We start from the raw sequence: 24792 nt of genomic DNA on the forward strand, positions 1-24792 counted from the left end.
AAGGCCTTAGGCACGCGACGCACGTCCACGCTAACATGGACGACGTTACGCGGGTCGAGTGGCGAGAGTGGGGACAGGCGGCGTTCGACGAGGCCGAATCGGCTGACGTTCCCGTGTTGCTTTCGCTCACCGCGACGTGGTGTGATCACTGCCACGAGATGGACGAGCAGACCTATGCCGAGCCACAGATTGCGGCGAATATCAACGATCGGTTCGTGCCGGTGCGCGTCGACGCCGACCGGCGGCCTCGAGTGCGCGACCGGTACAACATGGGCGGCTTCCCCTCGACGGTCTTTCTCGCACCCGACGGCGCGCTGTTGACCGGGGCGGGCTATCTCGGCCCCGACGGGATGCGTCAGGTGTTAGACAGCGTCGGGACGATGTGGGAGACCAAAGGCGAGGAGGCGAGTCGGATCCCGCGGCCGCTTCGGGAGGACGAGCCTCCTGCCGGCCAGCTTTCGAGCGACATCGAGGGATCGATGCTCGGCCAGCTCGAGGAGAACTACGACGAAACCGCCGGCGGTTGGGGAGTCGAACCGAAGTTCCCGCTCCCGGACGCCCTCGAGTTCGCGCTCAAGCGCGACCGCGAGATGGCGCGTCGTTCGTTCGAGGCGGTCAGCGCGAATCTGTTCGACGAGTACGAGGGCGGCTTCTACCGGTTCGGCGCGCAGGCCGACTGGGGCGAGATCCAACACGAGAAGCTGCTCGATTCGAACGCCGCGCTCGTTCGTGCGTTTTCGAACGCCTACCTCTATACGGGGCGTGAGGAGTACCAGGAGCCGGCGTCGCGGACGATCGAGTACCTCACGACGACGCTGTGGAACGACGACGCGGAGGCCTTCGCGAACAGTCAGGCCCCCGGCGAAGACGGGTCCTACACCCTCGAGGCCAGCGATCGAGCGGCCGTCGACGACCCGCCCGTCGACGCGGGCGTCTTCGCCGGACCGAACGGGCTGGCGATCGAAGCCCTGCTCACCTACGTTGCGTACACGGACGACGAGCGCGCCCGTCGCTACGCCGAACGCGCACTCGAGACGCTCCAAACCGCCCTTCTGGAAGACGGTGTCGTTGCCCATCGCCTGCCCGACGAGGACGCCGACTCGATCGAGCGAGCGCCACTGTTGTTGACGCAGGCTCGCGGACTGCGGGCCGTGCTCGCGGGGGCGAGCGTTCTCGGTGCCGGGACGCTCGAGGACGCACGCGCCATCGCCGACAGCACGATCGAGACGCTTCGGGACGGCGATTCGTTCGTCGACGCCCCGGCCCGCGGCGCGGGACTGCTCGAGCGGACCCTCCGCCCGCTCGACGCGAACGTCGCGTTCGCCGACGCGCTCGTCGACCTCGCGATCCTGACCGGACAGGAGCGATACCGGACGGTCGCACGGGAGACGCTCGAGGATTTCGCCGGTGCGAGCGATCGGTTCGGCGTCCAGATGGCACGATACGGATCTGCGGCCGCTCGGCTGGTCGATGACCCGCTCGTCGTTCGCGTCGGAACGCACGCGGGAACCGACCTCCACCGCGCCGGGCTACGGGTAGCAGACCACGAAAAGGTCGTCGTTCCGAACGCGACGAACGAACTCGAGCGAGGAACCGCTCGCGTCGAACAAGGCGACCGGATTTCCGGGGTCGCTGAAACTCCAGCAAAGTTGAGCGAACAAGTGCGTGCCATACTCGAGTAATAGCACGGACTAACGACGCCGAATCTGATATCGGCAAAACTACCGTAGCGTTTATGCCCTTCGAGTCGGTTGCGTATTCATATGGCCAGTCTACGGGATCTCGGGCTTTCGGAGTACGAGGCTCGAGCGTATCGATCGCTGTTGAACATCGGCCCGACGACGGCCAAGGAACTCTCCCGGGCCAGCGACGTGCCGATGGGCCGGATTTACGACGTTCTCAACAGTATCGAACAGTACAACCTCGTCCGCAGTCAGACCGCGAGCCGTCCGAAAAAGTACGTCGCCGTCGAGCCCGCGACCGCGCTCGATCGACTGCTCGACGACAAAAAGCGCGAACTCGACGAAAAGGCCGAACAGTACGAGTCGATCGTCGACGACCTCTCCGAGGAACTCGACGCGGCCGAACCCGTCGAAGAGCAGTTCTGGACCGCCTCCGTCGGCCCCGAGGAGACCATCGACCTCCTCTTGGAACGGCTCACCGCGGCGGATCGGGACATCGTGATGGTGGCTGCGGATCCCGCCCCGCGAGTGGACATTCGAACCGTCGGCGACGAAGTGCTGGCCCACCTCGAGGACGCGCTCGACCGGGGCGTCTCCGTGGACGTGCTGATGACGCGCGAACTGGTCGCGTCGCTGTCCGAAAACGTCGGCCGGCGATATCAAGAGACGCTCCAGCAGCGCGACGATTTCGACGTCCGGATCAGCGACGACGTGACCGGCTCGTTCAACATCATCGACGGCGTCGAGGTCTGCATTCAGGTGCCGAACCCGCTCGCCTCCCAGGAGGTCTTCGGCATGATCGACCTGAAAGACCCCGAGTTCGCCGCCGACGTCCACGAGGAGTTTTATCCGAGCTGGGAACGGGCGACGCCGCTCGAGTTTTGAACTCGAGACGGTCGCCCATCGACATCCCCCACTGGCACGCGCTGGGCCGCACCGCGCGCGACGCAAGCGGTGCGGTTCGATACCGCGTGAGGGATGAACGAGAGAACGAAGTGATCGAGTGAATCGGTTGGGGAGGAGGCGGCCGTTGTACGTGCTTCGAAATCACGAGGAGAGTTGACTGCAGTGTGCTGTTTTCCGTCGTGAACGCTTCAAAACCGAAAAACCTTCGAGCCCGCCCGCTCTGTCCTCGTCGATTTAGTGCTCGAGGTCGCCGTTTACTTCCTCGCGGAGCGTCTTCATTTCGACGACGCGTTCGGCGTGGGCGTTGTGCTGGTGGATCGACTCGTCGTTGGACTGGATCATCGTGATCACGGCGTCGTCGGCGAGGTGGTCTAACTCCGAAACCACGCCTTCGGCCATCGCTCGAACGCAGTCCTCGACGAACTTGGCGTCCGAGTGGGCCTCGTAGGTCATGTGATCCTCGTCGGGGCGCTTGGCGAGGTTGTAGATCTTCGCGCTCATCGAATCGCGAGCGATGTCGATGATCTCGTTGAGGTCGACCTCCGGATCGCCGTCGGCTTCGACCGTGACTGTCGCATGCCCGCGCTGGGAGTGGCCCGGCTGTGGGACCGCATCGAGGAACTCCGTGATCGTTTCCTCCGGGACGTCGAGGTCCTCGAGTTTCTGTTTCGCTCGCGCCACGGACATGCCCTGCGAGCAGGGACAGACCGTCATGCCGACGACGTGGGCACCGATCTCTTCGCGGGTGCCGTCTTCGGTCGCGGTCGCCGAGGCGATGATGTCGACGGTGTGTTGGGTTTCCCGATCCGAGGCGGGCGTCTGCTCGCGGCGCATGAACTCCGCTTCCATCGACACCTCGGCTTTGGACGTGTAGTCGTGGCGTTCGAGCAGGCGCTCGGCGGCGTCGCCGCAGACATCCTCGACGCGGTAGGCCTCCTCGCGGGTCGCCTCCTCTAGGATTTCGTCGATGACCTCCATGTTGCGGCTCATGTCCGCGCCCTTCCGCCAGGAGGGGAGGTCGACGAAGACCTCGAACTCCGCGGTGAGCACGAGCGGGCGTTTGCCGGTGCGCGCGATCTTGACGAGTTTTTCGACGCCGGTGACGCCGACCTGGTTCAGGCCGACGGTGACGTCGGGGGCCGTCGCCTGCACGTCGGGAAGCTGCTTACTCATTACCCGTATTCGGGACAGCGCGCGATTCAACCTTTCGGAAGGCGCATCGATTCGAGGGGGAATCGGTGGCTCGAGCGAACGCTTCGAAGCTGTGGCGATTCGCTGGATCCTTTAAGTGCTTCTCGTCACAAGGTGTAGATACGAACGGCAGTCCTCGAGTTCCGTCCGGTGTATTTTGTGGGTCTCTTTGGGTTACAGCTTCCGCTTTCCCGTGAGATCTCTCTCCGTCAAACTGCCCGTTTCCGGCTCGAGTAGCGGTATAGATAAGGACGCAGGACGAGACGTATCAGATATCCATTGAGTGTCCTGTCTGTGGGAGTTCAGCGAGAAAGAGTATCAACGTCCGGGTCGCCAAAGAGACCGATCTCACGCAGGTGGTCGGAAGCACGTGGGACGGCCGAAACATGGCTCGCTGTAATGAATGTGGTGTTCTGTACGATCACCAGTACCTCGAGGATGAGGCGACCGCCGGTCAGCGCGAGTCACCGATCAACTGTCCCGACTGTGGGTCGCCGAATCCAGCCGAGCGGAGTTCCTGTACGTACTGCGATGAGCCGCTGCCGTCCCCTGAATAAGCGGTCTGAATGGCCTCTCCGAGATCGAAGCCAGCGCAATTGTCCCGACCGCGTGGCGATCGATTCGTGATCTTCCGCTTTCATCCGATCTATATGAGTGTGCGATGAACCCGTCAGCATGTCCTACGATACGGCTCACAAAACCGATCCCGAATCGATCCTTCCGGAAGAAAGCGGCGGCATGTGGTTTCTCAAGGAGGCCCTCGAGACCCAGGAACTCGGCATTTCGATCCTCGAGCTAGAACCCGGCGTTAGCGGGAAGGCCCACGACGAAACCCACACCGGTCAGGAGGAGGTGTACTACGTCGTCGACGGGACGGTAACGGTCGATCTCGACGACGAGTCGGTGACCCTCGAGACGGACGAGGCGCTTCGAATCGACACTGAAGTGGAGCGACAGATCCACAACGAGAGCGACGACGCCGCGAAGCTCGTGCTCGTCGGCGCGCCGCTGTAAGCGGATTGCCAACACGATTTTGGACTGCCGAGGACAACACCCTTAACCGGCGGCATGGCCTCCGCTCGAGTGATGCCACCGGCGATCGAGACGCAGGATCTCATCAAGGAATACGGTGAGCTACGGGCGTTACAGGGCCTGTCGCTGACCATCGAGGAGGGGGAGTTCTTCGGACTGCTCGGCCCGAACGGCGCGGGGAAGACGACGTTCATCAACACGCTCGTCGGCCTCGTCCGCAAGAGCGGCGGGGACGTCCGCGTCTTCGGCCACGACGTCGAAACGGAGTACCAGCAGGCTCGAGACGCGATCGGACTCGCGCCACAGGAGTTCAACGTGGATCGATTCTTCCCCATTCGGGAGGTGTTGATGCACAAGGCCGGCTACCACGGGATACCCGACTCGGAAGCGGAGAAGCGAGCCGACGAGGTGCTCAAACGCGTCGGGATCTACGACAAGCGCAACGAGCGCTTCGACTGGCTCTCGGGCGGCATGAAACGCCGACTCCTGCTCGCTCGAGCGCTCGTCACCGATCCGGATCTGTTGATCCTCGACGAGCCGACGGCGGGCGTCGACGTCCAGTTGCGCCACGACCTCTGGGAGCTCGTCACCGAACTCAACGAGGAGGGGACGACCGTGCTCCTGACGACCCACTACATCGAGGAGGCCGAACGCCTCTGCGATCGGGTCGCGATCCTCAACGAGGGGCGGAAGGTGACCGTCGCGACGCCGGACGAACTCAAAGAACGCGGAACGGACACGATTTCGGTCACCCTCGAGAACCCGCCGGCGACACCGCCATCGTTGGGTGCCTACGCTCACGACGCGTGGCTCAGCGGCGACGCGCTCGAGGTTCGGGTCGACGACGGCGGGTCGACCGCCCCGCAGTTGCTCAACGACCTCGAGGCGGCGGGATACGACATCGTCGACCTCGAGATCACCCGGACCTCGCTCGAGGAGGTGTTCGTCGACCTCACCGACCGTGAGGACCGATCCGTGACGCGCTCCGGAGACGGGGAGGCGGACGGCGGCGACGGATCGACGGGCGGCGACGGAGACGACGAACAGACGGGGCCCGAGCGCGAGCGAGACTTCCTTGAGCAGGGAGGTGCCGTCTGATGCGGTCGGTCTACCTGCGGACGCTTTTCCCGGGTCTAGCCGCCCTCGGGGCGGTCTATGGGACGATTTCGCGCACGTTCGAGAACGAGGCGTTCTCGAGCGGCCGCGCTCGTTGGAACGAAGACAGCCGACGACAGGACTGCCGACGACACTGCACCCGCGGTCTCGCCACGGGTGATCACCTATGAGCATCGCCAACACACAGTTGAAGACGCTGATCCGACGGGAAGTGCTCCGGTTCGTGCGACGCCCGTACAACACCTTCCTCCCGCCGCTTATCACGAACGTCCTGTACTTCTCCGTCTTCGGGGTCATCCTCGGTAGTCGAATCGGATCGGTCGGCGACGTGACCTACATCCAGTTCGTGCTGCCCGGTCTCGTCGTGCTCGGGGCCATGTCCAACGCCTTCGAGAACGCCTCGTTCAGCATTTTCCACGGCCGGTGGAACGAGTACATTCACGAGGTTATCACCTCGCCGCTTTCCCATACCCAAACGGTCGGCGGCTACGTGATCTCGAGTGCGCTTCGAGGCATCATCATCGGCGGGCTGATCGTCGCGGTCGGCTTCCTGTTCACGACAGTCCCGTTCGCACATCCGCTGTACCTGCTTAGCTTCGGCGTCGTGACGACCACCCTCTTCGCCGGCCTCGGGATAATCGGTGGCCTCTGGGCGGAAGACTTCGACCACTTGACGGTCATGAACCAGTTTCTGCTCCGGCCGCTGGTGTTTTTCGGCGGGGTGTTCTACTCGTTAGACCAACTCGAGGGGCTGGCCTACACCGCGTCGCTGCTCAACCCGATGGTCTACATGGTAAACGGCGTCCGCTACGGGATGATCGGCGTGACGGAGATCAACCCGAACACGTCGTTGCTCGTGCTCTCCGGGGCAGCCGTGGTCGTACTCGCGATCGATCTGTTCCTGTTCAAGCGCGGCTACGGAATCTCTGACTGAGCCGTCTTTTCGGTGAACCTTGGGGTCGATCTCGGTGGCATTCGACTCCTACCGCCTGTAAATCTTAGACTGCGAATTCGGCGAATGTGCGACGTAGCCGGGCGGCTGCACGAACGGTAGGAGTTTCGATGAGGGCGTTATGGAAGTCTTCCCACCGTGTTGGTCACACAAACTTCTCTGATGAACCGGTGGATAAGAAGATGTAGTGAACATTCCAACGACGATCTACGCAATCGTAGCGCCATACCGCAAGCAACCAGTTCAGTCAGAACATGCTCGTTCATACTCATCGGCCGAAATCGTGTACCGCTCGACATCTACCGGACCATCGTTAGTCACCTGCCAGTTCCGTAAACATCCCTCGTGGGTGCCACCAAAACGACTGACATATTTCTCCACGGCTCGCCGCGACCGCTCGTTGTCAACGTGGTGGGTTATCGCAACGAGGTCTAGTGATAACCGATCAAACGCTATCTCAATCAATGCGTGAGCACGCTCTGTGGCATATCCCTCGCCCCAGTATTGGTTTCTCAGCCAGATTCCGAGGGTCGCTGTCGATCGTTCCCAATCAACTGCTAATTTTGTGTATCCAATAAGTGACCCACTCTTGGATTCAGAAGGATCGAGCCGGATGACGTACCGGGCGGTAGTTCCGTCTCTCCACTCTTTTTCAGCTCGATCGATCAAATCTGCTGTTTCCTTCGGACTTTGATGTGCATTCCACGGAAGATACTCCGTGACTGGCCCCATCTCCTCTGTGTCACCTCTAATATTATATAATTCGAATAGGTCAACAGTCTCGTGACTAATATACTCGAGTTCTAATCGTTCCGTTTCGAATCGCTCCGGAAATAGTGTACTCATGCTTTTAGAGTTCCTCCAGTCTGTATTATTGTCCTGTGATGGCGTTTATTTATCGGCAGTGGGTGAGCGGATTTTCCTCCGATGCTACACTCTACAGAAGGCTGAGAGGTGATCGTCCATCGCGACGATGAGATCGATCACCTGAGCGCGGCGCTAGAGCCGCTGTCCGATGGCGTTGCATCCAGTAGGCCTTTCTCTACGGCCCATTTGGGACCGGAAAGACTGCTCCGCATAATCCGTACTCGGGCAACTGCACGAAATCCCAGATATCGACGCTGTTTTGTCGAGATCGAGTACGTCTCTCACGATCACCGATCGTCGACTGCTGAATATGTGCTGTAGAAGTACCTTTTCTCGTCGAGTTCGATCGCGTTGCTCGCTCCCGGCCCCTCCAAAAATCTACGCTAAACAGGTCGCTCGCGGGTGCAAGCTTGCGACGCGATCGCAGCGATACCGTCTCCGCCCTGTACTTACCGAATCAAAGCGCTCAGGTGGTAGCTGTGAGAGCCCTTATTTGACGCCCTCGTCTCAATCGGACACTTTCACGAGTTGCTTGCCGATGTTCTCGCCCTCGAACAGCCCGAGGAACGCGTCGGGTGCGTTTTCGAATCCGTCGACCACTTCCTCGCGGTACTCGAGCTCACCCGAGTCGATGAACCCCGCGAGTCGCTCGAGCGCTTCGCCCCAGCGCCCCTCGTAATCGCCGACTAGCAGGCCTTCGACGCGCGCCCGTTTTTCGATGAGCGTCGCGAGTTTTCGCGGCCCGGTCGGCACGTCGGTTTCGTTGTACAGCGCGATCTGTCCGCAGACGGCGACTCGAGCGCGGAGGTTGAGTCGGGGCCAGACGGCGTCGGTGATCGGGCCGCCGACATTGTCGAAGTAGACGTCGATTCCGTCCGGACAGGTTTCATCGAGCGCGGCCCCGAGGTCGTCCGTCTCCCGGTAGTTGATCGCCGCGTCGAAGCCGAGGTCGTCGGTGAGCCAGTCGATTTTTTCGTCGCTGCCCGCGGTCCCGACGACCCGTGCGCCCGCGATCCGTGCGAGTTGACCGACAACGGAGCCGACAGCGCCGGCTGCCGCGGAGACGACGACGGTGTCGCCCGGTTTCGGCTCGCCCACGTCGAGCAGGCCGAAGTACGCAGTCACGCCGGGCATTCCGAGCACGCCGAGGGCGGTCGAGACGGGTGCCAGATCCGGGTTGACTTGCCGTAGTTCGTCGCCGTGAGCGACCGCATGTTCGGCCCACAGCAGGTCGCCGGTGACGATATCGCCGGCCTCGAGCCCCTCGTAGTTGGACTCGAGGACTTCGCCGACGACGCCGGCTTTCATCGGTTCGCCGACGTCCCACGGCTCGGCGTAGGATTCGGCGTCGCGCATCCGGCCGCGCATGTACGGATCGACAGACTGGTAGCGCGTCTCGACGAGGACCTCTCCCTGCTCGGGTTCCGGGCGGTCTACGGTGACCAACTCGAAGGCGTCGTGGGTCGGTTCACCAACTGGACGGTTCGCGAGATGCCACTGTCTGGTCGTTGCCATATTTGAGAGTCGATCCGACGAAAGGTCAACATTTGGCTCCCGGAAAGGGGGACGGTCACGAGCAGCCAACGAGGGTGTAACATACCTCATTTACTCCCCGTAAGCGGTGATGTCGACTCGAACGGAGGCCGAGCTACTTTTCGGGCCGTTTAACAACCGGATAATGCCCTCTCGAGGGAAATCAGGCGGCTTTGGACCCGTCTTCAGTCCCCAGATTCCGTTCGGTTGAACCGTTCGAATCCGAGTTAACAGCTCCATTAGAAAGTACTCCGGATGAGGACAGTCGGGTATGGATATCGAATCATCTCGGCGACGAATGTTAGCTGCAGTTGGCGTCGGATCAGCCTCCCTCGCGGGTTGTCTCGACTTCCTTTCGGATGGCGGTGGCGACGGTGACGGCGACGGCGATGGGAGTGGCAATGGTGGGAACGGAGACGGTGCGGCCTGGCCCGCGTCCAACTCGGGCGAGCTCATCTCCGACTTCGGCGAGGACGACAACTGGGTCTCCCGACACGGCGAAATCAAATCTGCGCCAGACGAGGCGGTCACCGGCGATCAGGCGATGGTCATCGAAAGCGACAAGGCGATCGCCAGCGCCGGGCTCGCGGTTCCCGACGGGGTCGACCTCGAGGATTGGGACGCCTCGATGGCGGTCAAAGTGGAGTCGGCCACCGACATCCGACTCGAGGTTCTCGCAAGCGGTCGTGAGAATCACCTGACGAGTATCAGGCAGATTCCGGACGCGTACGAAGGGTGGCTTCGCGTCGACTTCGGGTACATCATGAAACGCGGCGAACCCGACCTCTCGAACGTCACACAGTTCAATATTGTCGCGTCCGGCCCCGAGGGCGGTCCGACGCGCGTCGTCGTCGACGACCTCCGACGGACGGAGGCGGCAGTCAGCAGCGGTAAGGCGATTCTCGCCTTCTACGACGGGCTTCCTTCGCACTTCGATATCGCGGCGGACATGCTCGAGGAACGCGGCTGGGCCGGCGCGGTGCCGGTCGACCCCGACCGTATCGGTGGGGCAGGACGGATGAACATCAGCCAACTCCAGCAACTCAGCGACCAGGGCTGGGACGTGTGTTCGTACCCCGAGAGTGATGGACCGCTTCCGGAACAGTCGGAAGAGCGCCAGCGCGAACGCATCCAGCAGTCGATATCGGCGCTGGAATCCTACGAGTTCGAAGACGGCGCTCGGCACTTCTTCGCGCCGGGCGACAGCATGGACGAGACGACTCACGAAATCGTTCGCGAGCACCACGAATCTGGCTTTTTGTTCGGTGCCAGCCCAAATTCCACGTCGCCGACCGGTCCCCACATGACCTCGCTCATCTGGGGCCCCGACCTCCACGGGGGCGTCCGCCGTGCGATCAACCTCTCGGATCAGTACAACCAGCTCACCGTCCTCAGGATTCCGGATATCGTCGAGGACGAAGCCGACGTGAACGCGAACAACATGCCCCTTGAGGATTTCGAACACCTGCTCGACCACCTCGAACACCGCGGGGTCGACGTGATCACGCCCTCCGATCTGGTCGACGGATCGATGGAGAGCGACGAGGAGGGCGGCTCCGAGGGCGACGGCGACGGCCCGATTCTCGAGGCCGGAAAGGCACACACGTTCTCCGGTAACGGCGGATCCCAGACCGACGAGTTCGACCTCGCGAGCAGCGGTGTGGAGTGTAGCTTCTCACACGAGGGTAGCGGGGACTTCGTCGTCGAAGCGACGGCGATCGATGGCGACCTCGCGAACGACCTCCTCGTCGACACGACCGGCTCCGGACCGGGCAAGTCGTTCACGTTCGCCGACGAGGGGACCTACCAGCTTGAGGTCGAGGCCGACGGCGAGTGGTCGATCGAACTCGATCAGCCCGAAGTCACGAATTCGGACCTCACGTCGTTGCCGGTCTCCGAATCCGGCACCGGCTCGTCGTTCATCGGCCCGCTCGAGAGCGAAGACGACATCAGTCTCGAGGTGTCCCACGACGGGGACGGGGCCTTCCTCATCGACGGCTTCGACTCGAGCGGGAGCAGAGAACAGGTCGTCAACAAAACCGGTCAGTTCGAGGGCTCGAGATCGTACGCCGTCGGGGACGCGACGTGGTTCAATATCGAAGCGACCGGCGACTGGGAACTCGCGATCGAGTGACGGCCCGGTAAAATTTCGGGAAAGAAGAAATCGTTTTGTGGGTGATCCGTCGATATAGTCGCATGAGCGATTCCAACGATGACCTTCTGATCGAACTACTCGAGGGAAACGCCGCTCACGTCGACGGGCTTCCTGACGATTACTTCGCGTCGGTTCAGGACGGCCAGCGGCCGGACGTGGTTTCGATCTGTTGTTCCGACTCTCGGGTTCCCCAGGAGCGCATGTGGAACGTCGACGCGCCGGGGGACGTGTTCACGCCGAGCAACATCGGGAATCAGGCGCAGGACGAACACGACGGTGACCGAATCGTCGACGGCGGCCTCCTGTACCCGATTCACCACGCCGGAACCGAGGCGGTTGCCGTCGTCGGTCACACCGGCTGTGGGGCCGTCACAGCCGCCTACAACGTTGCGACGGGGGGCGACCTGCCGGGGCCGGACGGCGTCGACAAGTGGGTTTCACAGCTCGTCCCGATCGTCGAGGAGGGTCTCGAAAGCGACCTCGTCGAGACGGACCAAGCGGACGAGTCCGTGATCAATCAACTCGTCGAGTACAACGTCGACTCGCAGGTGCAGTTCCTCCAGAACGCAGCGGAAATCCCCGACGAAGTCGCCATCTACGGCTTCGTCTACGACTTTCAGGGTATCTACGGCGAACAGGCGGGTCGCACCTATCTCGTCAACCATAACGGCGAGACGGAACCGGGTCGGATCGCCGCGAAGATTCCGGCCGAGTTCGAATCCGCGACACGGAGTATCCTGTACTGACCGCGGGCCACGAAGTTGCCACGGGGCGGATACTGCGTCGCTCGAGGCTGGACCATAGCGGACGTCGATAACGTTTTGCGGCCTGCCTCGAAACTCCTACCTATGCGGAGCGTACTCGAGTCCGACACGAGGTTCTACTACGCGGTCGGAGTACTCACTCTCGCCGTCTTCGTGCTCGCGGTTATCGCCGTCACCACGCTCAATTCGATCGAGCTGGGCAGTCAAGGGCTGTTCGGACTCCTCGTCGGGTTCGGATTTTTCATGCTCGTCTTTTTCGTCTCGATCGCGATCCACCGACTCGAGGATCTCGAGGACGTGTGAGGGCTGGATCACGAAATTCTCCAGAACACGGCCTTCTGAGGCCCGATATTCGCCAAAACGAGTATTCCGGAAAGGTTATCAGTGTTTGTCCCCTCTGTTCAAAAGCAATGGCGAAAGGAACGGTTGATTTCTTCAACGACACAGGCGGTTACGGATTCATCGAAACTGAGGACGCGGACGACGACGTGTTCTTCCACATGGAAGACATCGGCGGCCCGGATCTCGAAGAAGGACAGGACCTCGAGTTCGACATCGAGCAGGCCCCAAAAGGCCCACGCGCGACGAACGTCGAGCGCCTGTAAGGCGAATTCGCTGAGGTATCGGCATTTCAAAATAGTATTTCACACACCGACGAGCGCCGCCAGCGGAGTTTGTGCCTCACCCTCGCACAGATACCACGCGGTGGCGAACCGGCGAGTTTCGGCTTCGTCGGTGACCGCCCGGTTATTTATTTCGGCCCGTTCAACCTCGATCCCGAGACGTGAACGTCTTGCTCGTTCTGGGCCACCCCCGGACTGACAGCTTCTGCGGCGCGTTGGCTCGAGCGTATCGCAGCGGTGCGAGCGACGCGGGCGTCGATCTGCGGACAATCGCCATCGCCGATTTGGAGTTCGATCCGGACGTCCACGCCGAGTCTCCGAGCGACCAACCGCTCGAGGCGGATCTGGCCGACGCCCAGCGCCAGATCGAGTGGGCGGACCACCTCGTCCTCGTCTACCCGAACTGGTGGGGTACGATGCCAGCGCGGCTCAAAGGCTTCTTCGACCGGGTATTCACGTCCGGGTTCGCGTTCTCGTTCTACGACGAGGGAGAAGGGGCTGGCCACGAACCGCTGTTGGACGGGACGACGGCCGAACTGATCGTCACGATGGACATGCCCGCGTGGGTCTACCGCTGGATCTACCGCCGGCCTGGAACCAACGCTGTCAAACGCGCGACGCTGGGATTCGCCGGGATTCGAACCACGCGGGTGACGAACCTCGGTCCAGTCGATGATTCCACACCCGAGCAGCGAGAGGCGTGGCTCGAGGACGTGCGGGAACTCGGTCGGAGCCTGGCTACGGGTCCGGAGTCGCGGTCGACGCGAGCGAAGCGAACGGTGAAAACGTGGCTGAAAGCCCTTCGACTGCAGTTCTACCCGATGGCGTGGGTCGCGTACTCGATCGGCGCACTGGCCGCTGCCGGCTCGAGCGATGTCTTTGCGACCGGCGTGTACTGGATCGGCTTCGGGTTCCTGTTTTTCCTCGAGGCGACTACCGTGTTGAGCAACGAGTACGTCGATTACGATACCGATCGGGAGAATTCGTTCGCCGGTCCGTTCACCGGCGGGTCTCGCGTGCTGGTCGACGACGAACTATCGTTCGGACAGATACGGCGCGGGATCGCCGTTACGGGAGTGCTTACGGCAGTTTTCGGGCTTGGACTCGGGCTCGCGACGACCGGGGTCGGATCGGCTCCCACAGTCGCGGCTGTGATGGCGGTGCTTGCAACGTTGGCCCTCGGATACACGATGCCACCGCTGAAACTGGCCTATCGGACGCTCGGGGAGTTGGACGTGGCGGTGACCCACAGTCTCGGCGTCCTGTTGCTCGGGTTCGTCGCGCTGGGCGGTTCGTGGCACGACCCGCTCCCGTGGGCCCTCGCGGTGCCGTTCTTGCTGTCTATTATCCCCTCGATCACGCTGGCGGGCGTCCCCGATTACGAGGCCGATCGGGCCGCCGACAAACGGACGATTGCCGTCCGGTTCGGAATCGACGGCGCCGTGGTCGTCGCGGCGGCAACGACGCTGGCGGCTGCGGCGACTGGCGTCCTCTGGCAGCTACTTGGCGTGGTTCCCGGCGCGTACAGCCCGATAATCTACGGGAGCGTTCTCCACGCCGCCGTGTTGGGCTCGCTGCTCTGGGATCGAGTGTGGAAGGGAACGCAAACACAGTCGATACCGGGACAAATTAACGCGGTGATGGCTGCTGCCCTTTCCTACATTAGCTGGTTCGCCATCGTTCCGCTGGTCGGGCTCTCATAGCTCGTGTCGGCTCCGCGGAGTCGCTGCTGGGGCGGGTGAACCCCGGTGGGAACGCGAGTCCGAATCGCTCAAGTATGTCACCGTCCTATCAGCGGTCGTGTCGAAGCAGGTCCAGGACGTCGAGACGATATTTTGCCACGAGGTGGGATCGGACTATCTCGTCGTGGTCAGCCGGGACGGAAAGCGGTTATTCCGCGCAAAACTGGGCCTCTCGGAAACGAACGCGGGACCGCGACCCGCCAAATTCAGGCTCAAACGCGGCTCGACCGAAGAGCCCCGCCAACCCGACGAGTTCGTCGAACTCGCCCGGCGAGCCGAACGGATCCGCATCTCCGAACAGACCTCTCCGGCGGGCCGAGCGGAACTCCAGGAAATGCTCGACGGCTATCAACTGGACGCGAAAGTCGTCCGCACCTGCCGGTACTGCGCCTCGGCCGGCCGATACTCCCCCATCACGACCGAGACGGCGATCAAGGACGATCGGGACTGGATCTGCACGGACTGTGCCAGTCAGGAACTCGAGCGTCAACTCTCCCACGTCGGAAACGTGACGGGCGCGGCCAAAGACCGCCTCGAGGAGCTCATGCACGAGGTACAGGACTTAGAGCGCATCGTTAACTTGCTCAAAGGGCGACTCGACCCCGACCTGACGAAGTTCGATACGATCTCCTCGACCACCGACGAGGTCGATCCCGTCCGCGTCGATTCGCTTTCCCTCCACCCGGACCTTCAGGGCCTGCTCGAGAGTCGATTCGAGACGCTGTTGCCGGTCCAGAGCCTCTCGGTCGACCACGGCCTGCTCTCTGGAGACGACCAACTCGTCGTTTCGGCGACGGCGACCGGAAAGACGCTCGTCGGCGAGATGACGGGGATCGACCGCGTTCTCGAGGGCAAGGGCAAAATGCTATTTCTGGTGCCGCTCGTCGCGCTTGCAAACCAGAAGTACGAAGACTTCAAAGACGAGTACGGCGACCTCGTCGACGTGAGCATCCGCGTCGGCGCGAGTCGGGTGGCCGACTCGGGCAACCAGTTCGATCCGAACGCGGACGTCATCGTCGGCACCTACGAGGGAATCGACCACGCCCTGCGGACTGGCAAGGATATGGGCAACATCGGAACCGTCGTCATCGACGAGGTTCACACGCTCAAAGAGGAGGGACGAGGGCACCGACTCGACGGGCTCATCTCCCGGCTCAAGTACACCTGCGAACAGCGTGCGGCGGATCGCGAATCATACGGCGGTGCCCAGTGGGTGTACCTCTCCGCGACGGTCGGCAACCCCGAACAGCTCGCAGAGACGCTCGAGTCGAAACTCATCGAGTTCGAAGAGCGGCCGATTCCCATCGAACGCCACGTCACCTTCGCCGACGGCCAGGAGAAGGTAACCGTCGAGAACAAGCTGGTCAAACGCGAGTTCGATACCGAATCCTCGAAGGGGTATCGCGGCCAGACGATCATCTTCACCAACTCCCGACGGCGCTGTCACGAGATTTCCCGGAAGCTCGAGTACTCGGCGGCACCCTACCACGCGGGACTGGACTACGGCCGGCGCAAGAGCGTCGAACGGCAGTTCGCCAATCAGGACCTCGCCGCGGTCGTCACGACTGCGGCACTCGCAGCCGGCGTCGACTTCCCCGCCTCGCAGGTCGTCTTCGACTCGCTTGCGATGGGCATCGAGTGGCTTTCGGTTCAGGAATTCCACCAGATGCTCGGGCGGGCGGGCCGGCCGGACTACCACGATTCGGGGACGGTGTACGTCCTCGTCGAACCGGACTGTGTGTACCACAACTCCATGGAGATGACCGAGGACGAAGTCGCGTTCAAACTCCTGAAAGATGAGATGGAGTCCGTGATGACCCACTACGACGAGGCCGCGGCCATCGAGGAGACGCTGGCCAACGTCACGGTCGGCGGTCGCGCGGCAAAGCGACTCAACGACCGGATGCTCGGCGAAGTGCCGACCAAACACGCCCTCGGGAAACTCCTCGAGTACGACTTTATCGACGGCTTCGAGCCGACGCCGCTCGGTCGCGTCATCACCGAGCACTTCCTCGATCCGGGACAGGCGTTCTCGATCCTCGACGGGGTCAGGAAAGACGCCCATCCCTACGAACTGATCGCGGAAATCGAACTCCGCGATACGGAGCTATAACCAACAGATCGCAGACTGCTTTCGAACTGCCCGTTCGGTTTTCGTGGTGGTAAATGGCGTGTGCTCTCGAGTCGATACTGTCAACGCCGCACTGATCGACTGTCTCCCACACAGTCTCTGATCTGCCACTACCTCCTACACGAACGCGATCTCGAGGATCGATAGCAAGATCACGAGTATCGACCCGGGGAGACCGCCGATGGCCACGATCAGGAGCGCGATCGGGGTGATGGCGACCGAAATATCGAACACGGCCTGGGCGAGAAAGAGAACGACCAGTCCGACGATCGCATTGACGATAAACGGCCGCACGGCCTGGATGACACGCGACGCGCCGACGATGGCCGCGAGTACCAGTGCGAGAAGGAGAATCTCGAGTCCAGTGACCATAGTTTGTAATTCGTTACCAGCAGGGTAAATCGTTCGATCACGGAACGAAACCCTTTAACCCATCTGCCCGAGAATGTGTGTACGGGATCGTGGGTTAGCTTGGTATACTTCGGGCCTTGGGTGCCCGTGACCCCGGTTCAAATCCGGGCGATCCCACTTACTTCTGTTGCGAGCAAAATCCGCGAGCGATGAATGCGTACCGAGCGGTCGGATTTGCGGTAGACCGAGGTTCTGCGCAACGTGTAGTTCTCGAACGTGGTTCAAATCCGGGAGGCCATTGAGAAAATAAGTGTTACTAAACCCTTATGTAGCGGTTTCCACTGTCGTCTGTGAATCTCGTCAGTCGCGGGTTTGTTCAAGATCTGGACAACAGATATCGTCTGTCGGGCTCATGACACGCTCATTCAAGTTATCGGTCAGGTTCACAGGGCGAACTCTGGGTAGGCATTGGAATGAGGTTAGAATTATAAGTAGTCCATTTAGTTATAGTATTGCAATGCTAGAAGACGGATTGTCATATCCCGCACGGGGAGATTGGATTGGGCGAATGATCATCGGTGCAGTCTTAGGGTTCTTTGGGTGGCTCTTTCTCCCGCTCTTCGTTCTCATGGGGTATTTCGTACGAACGCTTGAGAAAACAGTCCATGGCGAAGATGAGCCACCTGAATTCACAGGATGGGGTGATCTGCTGATTAAAGGAGTTGTAGCCTCCGTCATCAGTCTCGTGTATTCAATTGTCCCTGTAGTCGGATATCTATTTGTTGTGTTTGTCTTTCTTGGCGCTGGTGGTGCAATCGGTGGCGATGGCGGGGGAGTACTTGCGGGAATTGGTATTATGTCGATGATCTTTCTTCTTCCCCTGATTTTCCTGATTTACTATATCGTCCCAGCAGCACTCACAAACTACGCTCAAAGCGGTGAATTCAAAGATGCTTTCAACTTCAGCGACATCAAACCCGTCGTTCTCAGTGTGGATTATTTAGTGGCAGTTCTCGCCCCGTTGTTTGTCGCAATGGTTTCCTGGGTGATTATGGCGATTCTCGTCGTAACTCTCGTCGGAATCTTACTTATCCCATTCGTGCAGTTCTACTTCCAAGTATCAGTCTTTCGTATGTTTGGGACTGCTTTCAAAAATCAACAGAAATCCATCACTACTGAAACCACATCAGACGCAACGGTTGTCTGATTATTTTGAAAAGAGTTGGGGAACAATTGATATATTGGCTTCTTTTCCGAAAGTCTAAGCAAATGATTGATAGTCTTCCCGTCATCAATTCGACACGGCCTCACACGCTCCTATAAAATGAAAAATCCCCAATACTTAGGGGTCCAGAGCATATTCATATCAAATTAAATTTATTTGTTTCACATCTGCGGCAAATCAATACGTGAGGTTCATCGATCTTCTTCGATAAAAGTTTAATATTTGACGGGAAGCTATTCGGTCGTTCGCCGCGTTCTCTCGAGTATGTCCCAGCCACCGGCGAACAGGCCCGTCCTCGTTGCGGTTGGTGACCCGGCCCACGCCGAGCAACTGGTTCGAACGGCCGGCGATCTGGCGCGACTCGAGGACGGCGTCGTCCGAATCGTCTCGATCACCGTCAAACCGCAGAGTTCGCCGTTTTCACTGTACACGGACGAAACGATCATCGAAGAGTATCCCGGGAATAGCCGGCAGATTCTCGAGCGTGCGATCGAGGTCGCACCGGATGACGTAACGGTCGAAAGCGAGGTACTCGTCGCTCGGTCGGTCGTCGACGGGATCACGACCGCGGTTGGGGAGTCCGAGGCGCGCGCACTCGTCGTGGGGTGGCGAGAGCGTCGCGGCCGCACGAACGCCGTTCTCGGAACGACGGTCGATCAGTTGGTAGAGCGCGTCCCGTGTGATCTGTACGTCGAACGGATCGGCCACGAGGCCGACGGCGTCGACTCGATCCTCCTGCCGGTTGCCGGCGGTCCGCACGTCGGACCGGCGGCGCGAGTCGCGACCGCAATCGCCGCCACGAATGATGCCACCATCTCCGTCCTCTCGGTCGCGCCAGTGGACCGCGGGTCGGAGTCCGCACGCGAGTACGTCGCCGAGGCGGAACTCGCCCTCGAGAACGCCGGCGATTCGACCGTTCGTACCGAATCGCGGATCGAAGAGGGCTCGGAGACCACGGACGTGATCGTCGAACGCGCTCACGAGCACGACGTCCTCGTGTTCGGCACGACTCGCCAGAGTGCGCTTCACCGTCGACTCGTGGGCTCGATTCCGCGAGCGGTCGTTCGGCAAACTGAGCAGACGGTGATCCTCTGTCGTGCCGGCGACGCGGTCGAGGGGCCGGTTCTCCGGCAGCTCAGGCAGTTCCTAATGCCGTCATGACTCGTCATTTCGGCCCTCGAGACGAACGCGAATCGCGATTTCGTCGGGGTCGGTGACCTCGAACCCACACTCGAGATCCGTGACTGAATAGTCGGCGCTCTCAACTCGCTCGCGAAGCGCCGATATCGCTGCTTCTTCCGGAAGCAGAATCTCGAACCACGCCAACCCGCTGCCCGAGGCTGGCGCGGATCGGTTGTTCCAGGTGTTGAGACCGACGTGGTGGTGGTACCCGCCCGCGGCGAGAAACAGCGCGGAGGGCTCGAGGTCGACGGTAACGTCGAAGCCGATCGTCCGTTCGTAGAACTTCCGAGCATCCTCGATGTCAGAAACCTCGAGGTGGACGTGCCCGACCGTCGTCTCGGGGTCGATCGAGTCGGTATCGTCTGCCACCGCTTTGAGCCCCTCGAGGTCGAGCGGGCTCGTCCCCATCTGCACCATCCCGTCGTTCGTCTGCCACTGGTCTCGCGGACGATCGCAGTAGATTTCGACGCCGTTTCCGGCCGGATCGCTGAGATAGAGTGCTTCGCTGACGTCGTGGTCGGATGCTCCGTCGAGCGTCCACTGCGCTCGGATTCGCTCGAGTGCGCCGCCCAGCGCTTCCCGAGATGGGACCCGGAACGCGGTGTGATAGAGTCCGGTTTCCGTCTGATGGCGTGGACTGGCCGCCTGCGCTTCGTCGACCGCGAGCAGCGTCCGGTCACCGGCGCCGAGCGTCGTCGTCTCCGCACCTCGGGAGTGCACCTCGAGCCCGACGACGTCTCGATAGAACTCGACCAGCTCCGTCCGATCGGCTGCGAGGAGTGCGACCCGGCCGATCCGCGCGTCGGCTGGGAGCGAGGTGGCTCGTGTCATACTCGATTCGAGGTCGAGAGCGCACGTAAGTATACGCATTCTGCGGAACTGAGAACGGACGCTGAACCGACGTTCAAGCGCCTGAGGTTGTCTCGATACCACTTACCTGCCGAGTCGATTCGACGAAACTGCTTCTCGCGCTACTCCGCCGAAATCTGCTGTCAGGGTCGTATCGTCCTGTTCACTGTTGAATTCAGTCCGTTCGTGTCCGTGTGACGATCATCGATGCTGTCATCGCGCCGTTCGGCGTCGCTTACGCCTCGTCTCGAGCGGCGAGCGTCACCTCGAGGTCCGTTCGCTCGCCGTCACGAACGACCGTGATATCGACGGTTTCGTCGGGTGCTGTCTCGAGCGCCAACTGTGCGGAGAGGACGTCCTGGTTCGGCACCGCTTCGCCCGCGAGTTCGACGATCACGTCGCCGCCAACGGGAACGGCCTGGTCGTCGACGACGGTCGTTCCGTCTGCGGCCTCGAGGACGCCCTCGGCGGGAGAGTTCGGCGCGGTTTCGACGACGAGGACGCCGCCCGCCTCGTCGATGTCGTTAGCCTGGGCAATTCGCGGCGACAGAGGGACGACGTTGACCCCCAGATACGGGTGTTCGTAGGTGCCGTCCTCGATCAGGGCGGGAACGACTCGCTCGAGAAGCGCCGCCGAAATCGCAAAGCCGATGTTCAGCCCGGGTCCGGCCCCCGCCGAGACGACGCCGACGACTTCCTCTTCCTCGAGGGTTACGAGCGGGCCGCCGCTATTTCCCGGATTGACCGGTGCATCGGTCTGGATCGCTGCAGGGATCGTAACCCCCGTGGGACTCGGAAGCGAGCGGTTGACGCCGCTGACGATACCGTGAGAAACCGAGGCGTCGAGACCGAGTGGGTTGCCCAGCGCGACGACTTCCTGTCCGATCTCCGGCACCGTGTCGGCGACCGACAGCGTCTCGGCGTACTCCGGCAACCCGTCTGGCTCGAGCACCGCGAGGTCGCTGTAGGGGTCGGTTCCAACCACGTTCGCCGAACGCCAGTCCTCTTCGACGAACTGCACGTCGAGTTCGTCGGCGGCGCTGACGACGTGTTCGTTCGTCACGACGTACTCGTCCTCGTAGACGAACCCGGACCCGATGCCGCCCTCCTGCTCGGCTCCTGAAACTTGAACCAGCACTAAACCGTCTCTCGTCTGTTCGTAGAGCGCCGTATACGGACTCTCCGCTGTCGTCTCGTCTCCATCGGCCGTTCCCTCGCCCTCGTCTTGGCCACTCGAGGCCCCGCCGTCGTCCTGAGCGGCACCGCTCAGGCTGGCGACGCCCCCGGTCGCGAGCGTGCCACCGATTAGCTGCAGCATCGTCCGCCGGGTCGCTCGGTGTCGTCTCATAGTTGCGTGTCCATCACGAACGGGTTAAAACGCCGCCACGCGTAGCTGACCGGTTCGGTTTCTGATCGATCCACGCTCTGACAGCCCCGGTGTGAGCTTTACCCTCCTCGAACCCGTGCGTTGGGGTGTCGATATGCACCGACCGCACTCCGGCCAACTCCTTGCGCGCCTCGAGCGGCCGACCACGCCGTCGCCGACGACGCTCGCGGTTCTCTCGGACGTCCACCTCGCGACGGACGCCTCCGGTACGTGGAAGGTCTTTCACCGAACGGAGCGTCACCTTCGTGCGGCCGTCGCGGGGGTCAACGACCGAGAGATCGACGGCGTGGTCGTCGCTGGCGATCTCACGCGCGATGGGACGCCCGAACAGTTCAACCGATTCGACGAACTCGCCGAGTTCGACCCGCCGATGGTCGCGGTGCCCGGCAACCACGATCTACCGACGACGTTCGACGATCACGGATCGGCTTCGATCGCCTCGTTCGAGACTCGATACACGCCCGGTGGGCTACCGTTTCGAACCCGGTTCGACGGGATCGAAGTGATCGGACTCAACAGCCACGCCGCTGGCCCGAACGCTCCCGCGGAGACGTGGGACGGACAGGTTAGCGCCGAGCAGTTGATGTGGCTCGACGAGACGCTCGCCGACAGCGACGTCGATGCGACGATCGTCACCGTTCATCACAACCTGCCGGCGACGGGCGAACTCTACGAACGCTACCGGGCCGAGCTGCCCGTCGGTGGAACGGTTCCCGGGTTTTCGAATCCCGAGCCGCTGGTCGAGTTGCTCGCCTCTCACGACGTTCCACTCGTGGTGACCGGCCACTTGCACTTTCCCGCCATCGAGCAGACTGATGCCGTGAGAGAACTCACGGTGCCCGCGGTGTCGTCGTTTCCCCACTCCCTGCTGGTGCTCGAGATCGACGAGCGCGGAACGGTCGTTCGATCCGTTCCGCTGACCGACGGCGACGGCATGGTCGAATCGATCGCTCACGGCTACGAAAAGGATCGCGTCCTGCTCTCGGCCGCCCAGCAGGCGACGTTTCCGCTCGTCGACGAACTCGAGTCAGCGCACGGTGCCGATAGTCTCCCGCGGACGACGGATAGTGTGGACTATTCGTAGGTGGCGAAGCCAGCCAACAAATCCAGAATATATGATAACTCTAAACAGCGCCATAGACGTTACGATCAACCAGTTTTCTTCGGTTTCAGCGCCGAGAGATCCTGTCTTGCGTCTGTACTGACCCGGCGAGTATCTTTCCGGGTTCGAATGTTGGGCTGATTCGGTCCCGGCAGAGAGGCTAAGTGATTCGTTTGCGAGGGTATGCGTATGAATGTCAGTCGAGCAGTCGTCGACCGTCTGGTCGCAAACGGGATCGACACCGTCTTCGGGATTCCGGGCAAGCAAACGCTCCCGTTGAACGAGACGATCGACGAACGGGACGATATCCGCTTCGTGATGGCCAGACACGAGACCGCAGTCACCCACCAGGCGTGGGGATACGCCGAGGCGAGCGGCGACCTCGCCGCAACCGTCGTCGTCCCCGGCCCAGGGGATATGAACGCCATGAACGGGCTGAAAAACGCGTACAACGACTGCACACCGTTGGTACACTTCGCGGTCGAGACGAGCCCGGAACTCAGGGGCGGCGATCCAATCCACGAGACGCCGCCGGACACCTACGACAACGTCGTCAAATCGAACGTACTGGTCGAGCGACCCGAGAGTACGGCGGTCGTCGTCGAGGAGGCCATCGCGACCGCGACGACCCCGCCCTACGGCCCCGTCCGGGTCGGCATCCCGAAGCCGTTCCTCCCGCAGGATGTCCCGGTCGCAACGCCCGGCGAGTACGATCGCACACATCTCGACGGCGTCTCCCGATCTGATCTCGAGGCCGCAGCAAACGCGCTCGCGGCGAGCGAAACGTCGGTCATATTCGCCGGCGGCGGCGTTCGCGCGGCAGACGCGAGTCAGGAACTCGAACGCGTTGCCCGACTCCTCGACGCGCCGGTCGTCACCAGCTACAAGGGAAAAGGCGTCCTTCCCGAGGGCTCGGAGTATTCGGCCGGAACGCTTTCTGCGAGCGCGCCACCCGAACTCCTCGAGTGTCTTGCGAGTGCGGACGCGGCCCTCGCGGTCGGGACGGATCTCGATGCAGTGACGACTCGCGAGTGGCAGATCGAGTTCCCGGAGACCGTCGTTCACGTCACGCTCGACCCCGCCGACCTCGGAAACGGCTACGAGCCGACGGTGGGGATCGTCGCCGACGCGAAGGAGACGCTCTCGAAACTGCGTGAATTTCTCGACGGTCAGGAATCCGGGTCGTTCATCGACTCTAGCGGGGAATCGACGACCGCGACCCGATCCGGACTCGAGCGCGCGACAGCGGTCAGAGAAGCGCTCGACGACCGCCTCGAGGAACTGCGGGGATCGACGCCGCCGCTGACCTCGGTGAGCGTCCTCGAGGCGGTCAGGGACGCCGTTCCGCGGGACGCTATCGTGACCGCCGACGCCGGCGGCTTTCGTGTCTGGGGTCTCAACGCGTTCGACGTCTACAGCCCGCGGACGTACGTAAACCCCGGATCGTGGGCCTCGATGGGGACGGCCCTTCCCGCCGGGATCGGTGCCCAACTCTCGAACCCGACCGAAGACATCGTCGTTCTGGTCGGTGATGGCGGGCTCATGATGTGCGTTCATGAACTCCATACCGCCGTTGCCGAGGACCTGCCGATCACCGTCGTCGTCTCCAGAAACGAGGATTACGCGCTCATCAGCGAGGAAGCCGGCCGGTCGTACGACCTCGAGGACGGCGCGTACGCCTGGCCCGACGCGCCGATCGATTTCGTATCGCTTGCGAACAGCCTCGGAATGACTGCTCGCCGCGCACGGACGCCCGCGGAGATTCGACAGGCTGTCGCCGAGGCGGTCGCCGCGAACGAACCGACGCTGCTCGAGATTCCAACCGACCCGCAGGAACCGCAGGCGGGCGAGTGGATGACTAAGTCCGAGCCAGATGGCGGATCCAAGTCGAACGGTGAGTCTGAGTCGAACACTGACCGTCAGTGACCAATTATTTTCACTGCCATATATTTTCTTATGACATTTCGGACCGTCTATTCTCACTCGAGATTTAGTCGTCTCA

23 protein-coding genes and 1 tRNA gene are annotated in these 24792 nt (G+C 61.7%); 18 read left to right on the top strand and 6 right to left on the bottom strand.

Going from position 1 to position 24792, the window contains the following annotated elements:
• Positions 1 to 35 precede the first annotated feature (35 nt).
• Positions 36 to 1682, top strand: coding sequence for a DUF255 domain-containing protein (locus HALLA_RS00820; RefSeq protein WP_049951612.1), 1647 nt, complete (start codon positions 36 to 38; stop codon positions 1680 to 1682).
• Positions 1683 to 1763: 81 nt separating this feature from the next.
• Complete coding sequence (locus tag HALLA_RS00825) at positions 1764 to 2567, top strand: TrmB family transcriptional regulator (protein WP_049951613.1); 804 nt, start codon at positions 1764 to 1766, stop codon at positions 2565 to 2567.
• 255 nt (positions 2568 to 2822) lie between these two features.
• Here the strand turns inward: HALLA_RS00825 and mptA are convergent, their stop codons facing one another.
• A complete protein-coding gene (gene mptA / locus HALLA_RS00830; protein ID WP_049951614.1) occupies positions 2823 to 3761 on the bottom strand; it encodes a GTP cyclohydrolase MptA in 939 nt (312 codons plus the stop codon).
• Positions 3762 to 4165: 404 nt separating this feature from the next.
• Here mptA and HALLA_RS20340 point away from each other — a divergent pair, with 404 nt between their 5' ends.
• The 5 genes from HALLA_RS20340 to HALLA_RS00850 all read left to right on the top strand — a co-directional run bounded on the left by HALLA_RS20340 (position 4166) and on the right by HALLA_RS00850 (position 6861).
• Complete coding sequence (locus HALLA_RS20340; RefSeq protein ID WP_157231292.1) at positions 4166 to 4336, top strand: hypothetical protein; 171 nt, start codon at positions 4166 to 4168, stop codon at positions 4334 to 4336.
• A 118-nt stretch (positions 4337 to 4454) separates the two neighbouring features.
• Positions 4455 to 4793, top strand: a complete 339-nt coding sequence (locus HALLA_RS00835) for a cupin domain-containing protein (protein WP_049951615.1) — start codon at positions 4455 to 4457, stop codon at positions 4791 to 4793.
• A gap of 72 nt (positions 4794 to 4865) precedes the next feature.
• The gene (locus HALLA_RS00840; RefSeq protein WP_049951616.1) at positions 4866 to 5909 is read left to right on the top strand and encodes an ABC transporter ATP-binding protein; all 1044 of its coding nucleotides are present in this window, start codon (positions 4866 to 4868) and stop codon (positions 5907 to 5909) included.
• Positions 5909 to 6097, top strand: coding sequence for a hypothetical protein (locus tag HALLA_RS00845; protein ID WP_049951617.1), 189 nt, complete (start codon positions 5909 to 5911; stop codon positions 6095 to 6097). The genes HALLA_RS00840 and HALLA_RS00845 overlap by 1 nt, the downstream gene beginning before the upstream one ends.
• Positions 6094 to 6861: an ABC transporter permease gene (locus tag HALLA_RS00850; RefSeq protein WP_049951618.1), complete on the top strand. Its 768-nt coding sequence runs from the start codon at positions 6094 to 6096 to the stop codon at positions 6859 to 6861. The genes HALLA_RS00845 and HALLA_RS00850 overlap by 4 nt, the downstream gene beginning before the upstream one ends.
• 261 nt (positions 6862 to 7122) lie before the next feature.
• Here the strand turns inward: HALLA_RS00850 and HALLA_RS19790 are convergent, their stop codons facing one another.
• Both HALLA_RS19790 and HALLA_RS00855 read right to left on the bottom strand, forming a co-directional pair.
• Positions 7123 to 7725, bottom strand: coding sequence for a GNAT family N-acetyltransferase (locus tag HALLA_RS19790; protein WP_084568875.1), 603 nt, complete (start codon positions 7723 to 7725; stop codon positions 7123 to 7125).
• A 528-nt stretch (positions 7726 to 8253) separates the two neighbouring features.
• The gene (locus tag HALLA_RS00855; protein WP_049951619.1) at positions 8254 to 9261 is read right to left on the bottom strand and encodes an NADP-dependent oxidoreductase; all 1008 of its coding nucleotides are present in this window, start codon (positions 9259 to 9261) and stop codon (positions 8254 to 8256) included.
• Positions 9262 to 9550: 289 nt separating this feature from the next.
• Here HALLA_RS00855 and HALLA_RS00860 point away from each other — a divergent pair, with 289 nt between their 5' ends.
• The 6 genes from HALLA_RS00860 to HALLA_RS00885 all read left to right on the top strand — a co-directional run bounded on the left by HALLA_RS00860 (position 9551) and on the right by HALLA_RS00885 (position 16676).
• A complete protein-coding gene (locus tag HALLA_RS00860; protein WP_049951620.1) occupies positions 9551 to 11413 on the top strand; it encodes a polysaccharide deacetylase family protein in 1863 nt (620 codons plus the stop codon).
• 62 nt (positions 11414 to 11475) lie between these two features.
• Positions 11476 to 12180 carry a carbonic anhydrase gene (locus HALLA_RS00865; protein ID WP_049951621.1) on the top strand — a complete coding sequence of 235 codons (705 nt, stop codon included), beginning with the start codon at positions 11476 to 11478 and terminating at the stop codon, positions 12178 to 12180.
• 102 nt (positions 12181 to 12282) lie between these two features.
• The gene (locus tag HALLA_RS00870) at positions 12283 to 12501 is read left to right on the top strand and encodes a hypothetical protein (protein ID WP_049951622.1); all 219 of its coding nucleotides are present in this window, start codon (positions 12283 to 12285) and stop codon (positions 12499 to 12501) included.
• A 107-nt stretch (positions 12502 to 12608) separates the two neighbouring features.
• A complete protein-coding gene (locus tag HALLA_RS00875; RefSeq protein ID WP_049951623.1) occupies positions 12609 to 12803 on the top strand; it encodes a cold-shock protein in 195 nt (64 codons plus the stop codon).
• 179 nt (positions 12804 to 12982) lie between these two features.
• Positions 12983 to 14524, top strand: coding sequence for an NAD(P)H-dependent oxidoreductase (locus HALLA_RS00880; protein ID WP_049951624.1), 1542 nt, complete (start codon positions 12983 to 12985; stop codon positions 14522 to 14524).
• 97 nt (positions 14525 to 14621) lie between these two features.
• Positions 14622 to 16676 (top strand): DEAD/DEAH box helicase, encoded by a 2055-nt coding sequence (locus tag HALLA_RS00885; protein ID WP_049951625.1) that lies wholly within the window; start codon positions 14622 to 14624, stop codon positions 16674 to 16676.
• Positions 16677 to 16811: 135 nt separating this feature from the next.
• On the opposite strand, the gene HALLA_RS00890 is transcribed toward HALLA_RS00885, so the two are convergent.
• Positions 16812 to 17066: a pro-sigmaK processing inhibitor BofA family protein gene (locus HALLA_RS00890; RefSeq protein WP_049951626.1), complete on the bottom strand. Its 255-nt coding sequence runs from the start codon at positions 17064 to 17066 to the stop codon at positions 16812 to 16814.
• 83 nt (positions 17067 to 17149) lie between these two features.
• Between HALLA_RS00890 and HALLA_RS00895 the strand changes: the two genes are divergently transcribed.
• From HALLA_RS00895 to HALLA_RS00905, 3 genes are all read left to right on the top strand, one after another.
• Positions 17150 to 17222 (top strand) — tRNA-Pro (locus HALLA_RS00895).
• A 391-nt stretch (positions 17223 to 17613) separates the two neighbouring features.
• Positions 17614 to 18252: a DUF4013 domain-containing protein gene (locus HALLA_RS00900; protein ID WP_049951627.1), complete on the top strand. Its 639-nt coding sequence runs from the start codon at positions 17614 to 17616 to the stop codon at positions 18250 to 18252.
• 282 nt (positions 18253 to 18534) lie between these two features.
• The gene (locus tag HALLA_RS00905; RefSeq protein ID WP_049951628.1) at positions 18535 to 19431 is read left to right on the top strand and encodes a universal stress protein; all 897 of its coding nucleotides are present in this window, start codon (positions 18535 to 18537) and stop codon (positions 19429 to 19431) included.
• On the opposite strand, the gene HALLA_RS00910 is transcribed toward HALLA_RS00905, so the two are convergent.
• On the bottom strand, positions 19426 to 20283 hold the full coding sequence (locus tag HALLA_RS00910; protein WP_049951629.1) for a VOC family protein: 858 nt from the start codon (positions 20281 to 20283) through the stop codon (positions 19426 to 19428). The genes HALLA_RS00905 and HALLA_RS00910 overlap by 6 nt on opposite strands.
• 253 nt (positions 20284 to 20536) lie before the next feature.
• Positions 20537 to 21649: a S1C family serine protease gene (locus HALLA_RS00915; protein WP_049951630.1), complete on the bottom strand. Its 1113-nt coding sequence runs from the start codon at positions 21647 to 21649 to the stop codon at positions 20537 to 20539.
• A 133-nt stretch (positions 21650 to 21782) separates the two neighbouring features.
• Here HALLA_RS00915 and HALLA_RS00920 point away from each other — a divergent pair, with 133 nt between their 5' ends.
• Positions 21783 to 22772 (top strand): metallophosphoesterase family protein, encoded by a 990-nt coding sequence (locus HALLA_RS00920; protein ID WP_049951631.1) that lies wholly within the window; start codon positions 21783 to 21785, stop codon positions 22770 to 22772.
• A gap of 207 nt (positions 22773 to 22979) precedes the next feature.
• Positions 22980 to 24716: a thiamine pyrophosphate-binding protein gene (locus HALLA_RS00925; protein ID WP_084568880.1), complete on the top strand. Its 1737-nt coding sequence runs from the start codon at positions 22980 to 22982 to the stop codon at positions 24714 to 24716.
• Positions 24717 to 24792 lie beyond the last annotated feature (76 nt).

The sequence above is a fragment of the Halostagnicola larsenii XH-48 genome, from assembly GCF_000517625.1.
Lineage (GTDB): Archaea > Halobacteriota > Halobacteria > Halobacteriales > Natrialbaceae > Halostagnicola > Halostagnicola larsenii.

Coding starts and splice junctions, on each gene's coding strand:
- HALLA_RS19790 (WP_084568875.1), bottom strand. CDS start 7,725: ATGAGTACACTATTTCCGGAGCGATTCGAAACGGAACGATTAGAACTC.
- HALLA_RS00905 (WP_049951628.1), top strand. CDS start 18,535: ATGTCCCAGCCACCGGCGAACAGGCCCGTCCTCGTTGCGGTTGGTGAC.
- HALLA_RS00845 (WP_049951617.1), top strand. CDS start 5,909: ATGCGGTCGGTCTACCTGCGGACGCTTTTCCCGGGTCTAGCCGCCCTC.
- HALLA_RS00835 (WP_049951615.1), top strand. CDS start 4,455: ATGTCCTACGATACGGCTCACAAAACCGATCCCGAATCGATCCTTCCG.
- HALLA_RS00870 (WP_049951622.1), top strand. CDS start 12,283: ATGCGGAGCGTACTCGAGTCCGACACGAGGTTCTACTACGCGGTCGGA.
- HALLA_RS20340 (WP_157231292.1), top strand. CDS start 4,166: ATGGCTCGCTGTAATGAATGTGGTGTTCTGTACGATCACCAGTACCTC.
- HALLA_RS00850 (WP_049951618.1), top strand. CDS start 6,094: ATGAGCATCGCCAACACACAGTTGAAGACGCTGATCCGACGGGAAGTG.
- HALLA_RS00925 (WP_084568880.1), top strand. CDS start 22,980: ATGAATGTCAGTCGAGCAGTCGTCGACCGTCTGGTCGCAAACGGGATC.
- HALLA_RS00855 (WP_049951619.1), bottom strand. CDS start 9,261: ATGGCAACGACCAGACAGTGGCATCTCGCGAACCGTCCAGTTGGTGAA.
- HALLA_RS00825 (WP_049951613.1), top strand. CDS start 1,764: ATGGCCAGTCTACGGGATCTCGGGCTTTCGGAGTACGAGGCTCGAGCG.
- HALLA_RS00875 (WP_049951623.1), top strand. CDS start 12,609: ATGGCGAAAGGAACGGTTGATTTCTTCAACGACACAGGCGGTTACGGA.
- HALLA_RS00890 (WP_049951626.1), bottom strand. CDS start 17,066: ATGGTCACTGGACTCGAGATTCTCCTTCTCGCACTGGTACTCGCGGCC.
- mptA (WP_049951614.1), bottom strand. CDS start 3,761: ATGAGTAAGCAGCTTCCCGACGTGCAGGCGACGGCCCCCGACGTCACC.
- HALLA_RS00860 (WP_049951620.1), top strand. CDS start 9,551: ATGGATATCGAATCATCTCGGCGACGAATGTTAGCTGCAGTTGGCGTC.
- HALLA_RS00900 (WP_049951627.1), top strand. CDS start 17,614: ATGATCATCGGTGCAGTCTTAGGGTTCTTTGGGTGGCTCTTTCTCCCG.
- HALLA_RS00820 (WP_049951612.1), top strand. CDS start 36: ATGGACGACGTTACGCGGGTCGAGTGGCGAGAGTGGGGACAGGCGGCG.
- HALLA_RS00910 (WP_049951629.1), bottom strand. CDS start 20,283: ATGACACGAGCCACCTCGCTCCCAGCCGACGCGCGGATCGGCCGGGTC.
- HALLA_RS00920 (WP_049951631.1), top strand. CDS start 21,783: ATGCACCGACCGCACTCCGGCCAACTCCTTGCGCGCCTCGAGCGGCCG.
- HALLA_RS00840 (WP_049951616.1), top strand. CDS start 4,866: ATGCCACCGGCGATCGAGACGCAGGATCTCATCAAGGAATACGGTGAG.
- HALLA_RS00865 (WP_049951621.1), top strand. CDS start 11,476: ATGAGCGATTCCAACGATGACCTTCTGATCGAACTACTCGAGGGAAAC.
- HALLA_RS00915 (WP_049951630.1), bottom strand. CDS start 21,649: ATGAGACGACACCGAGCGACCCGGCGGACGATGCTGCAGCTAATCGGT.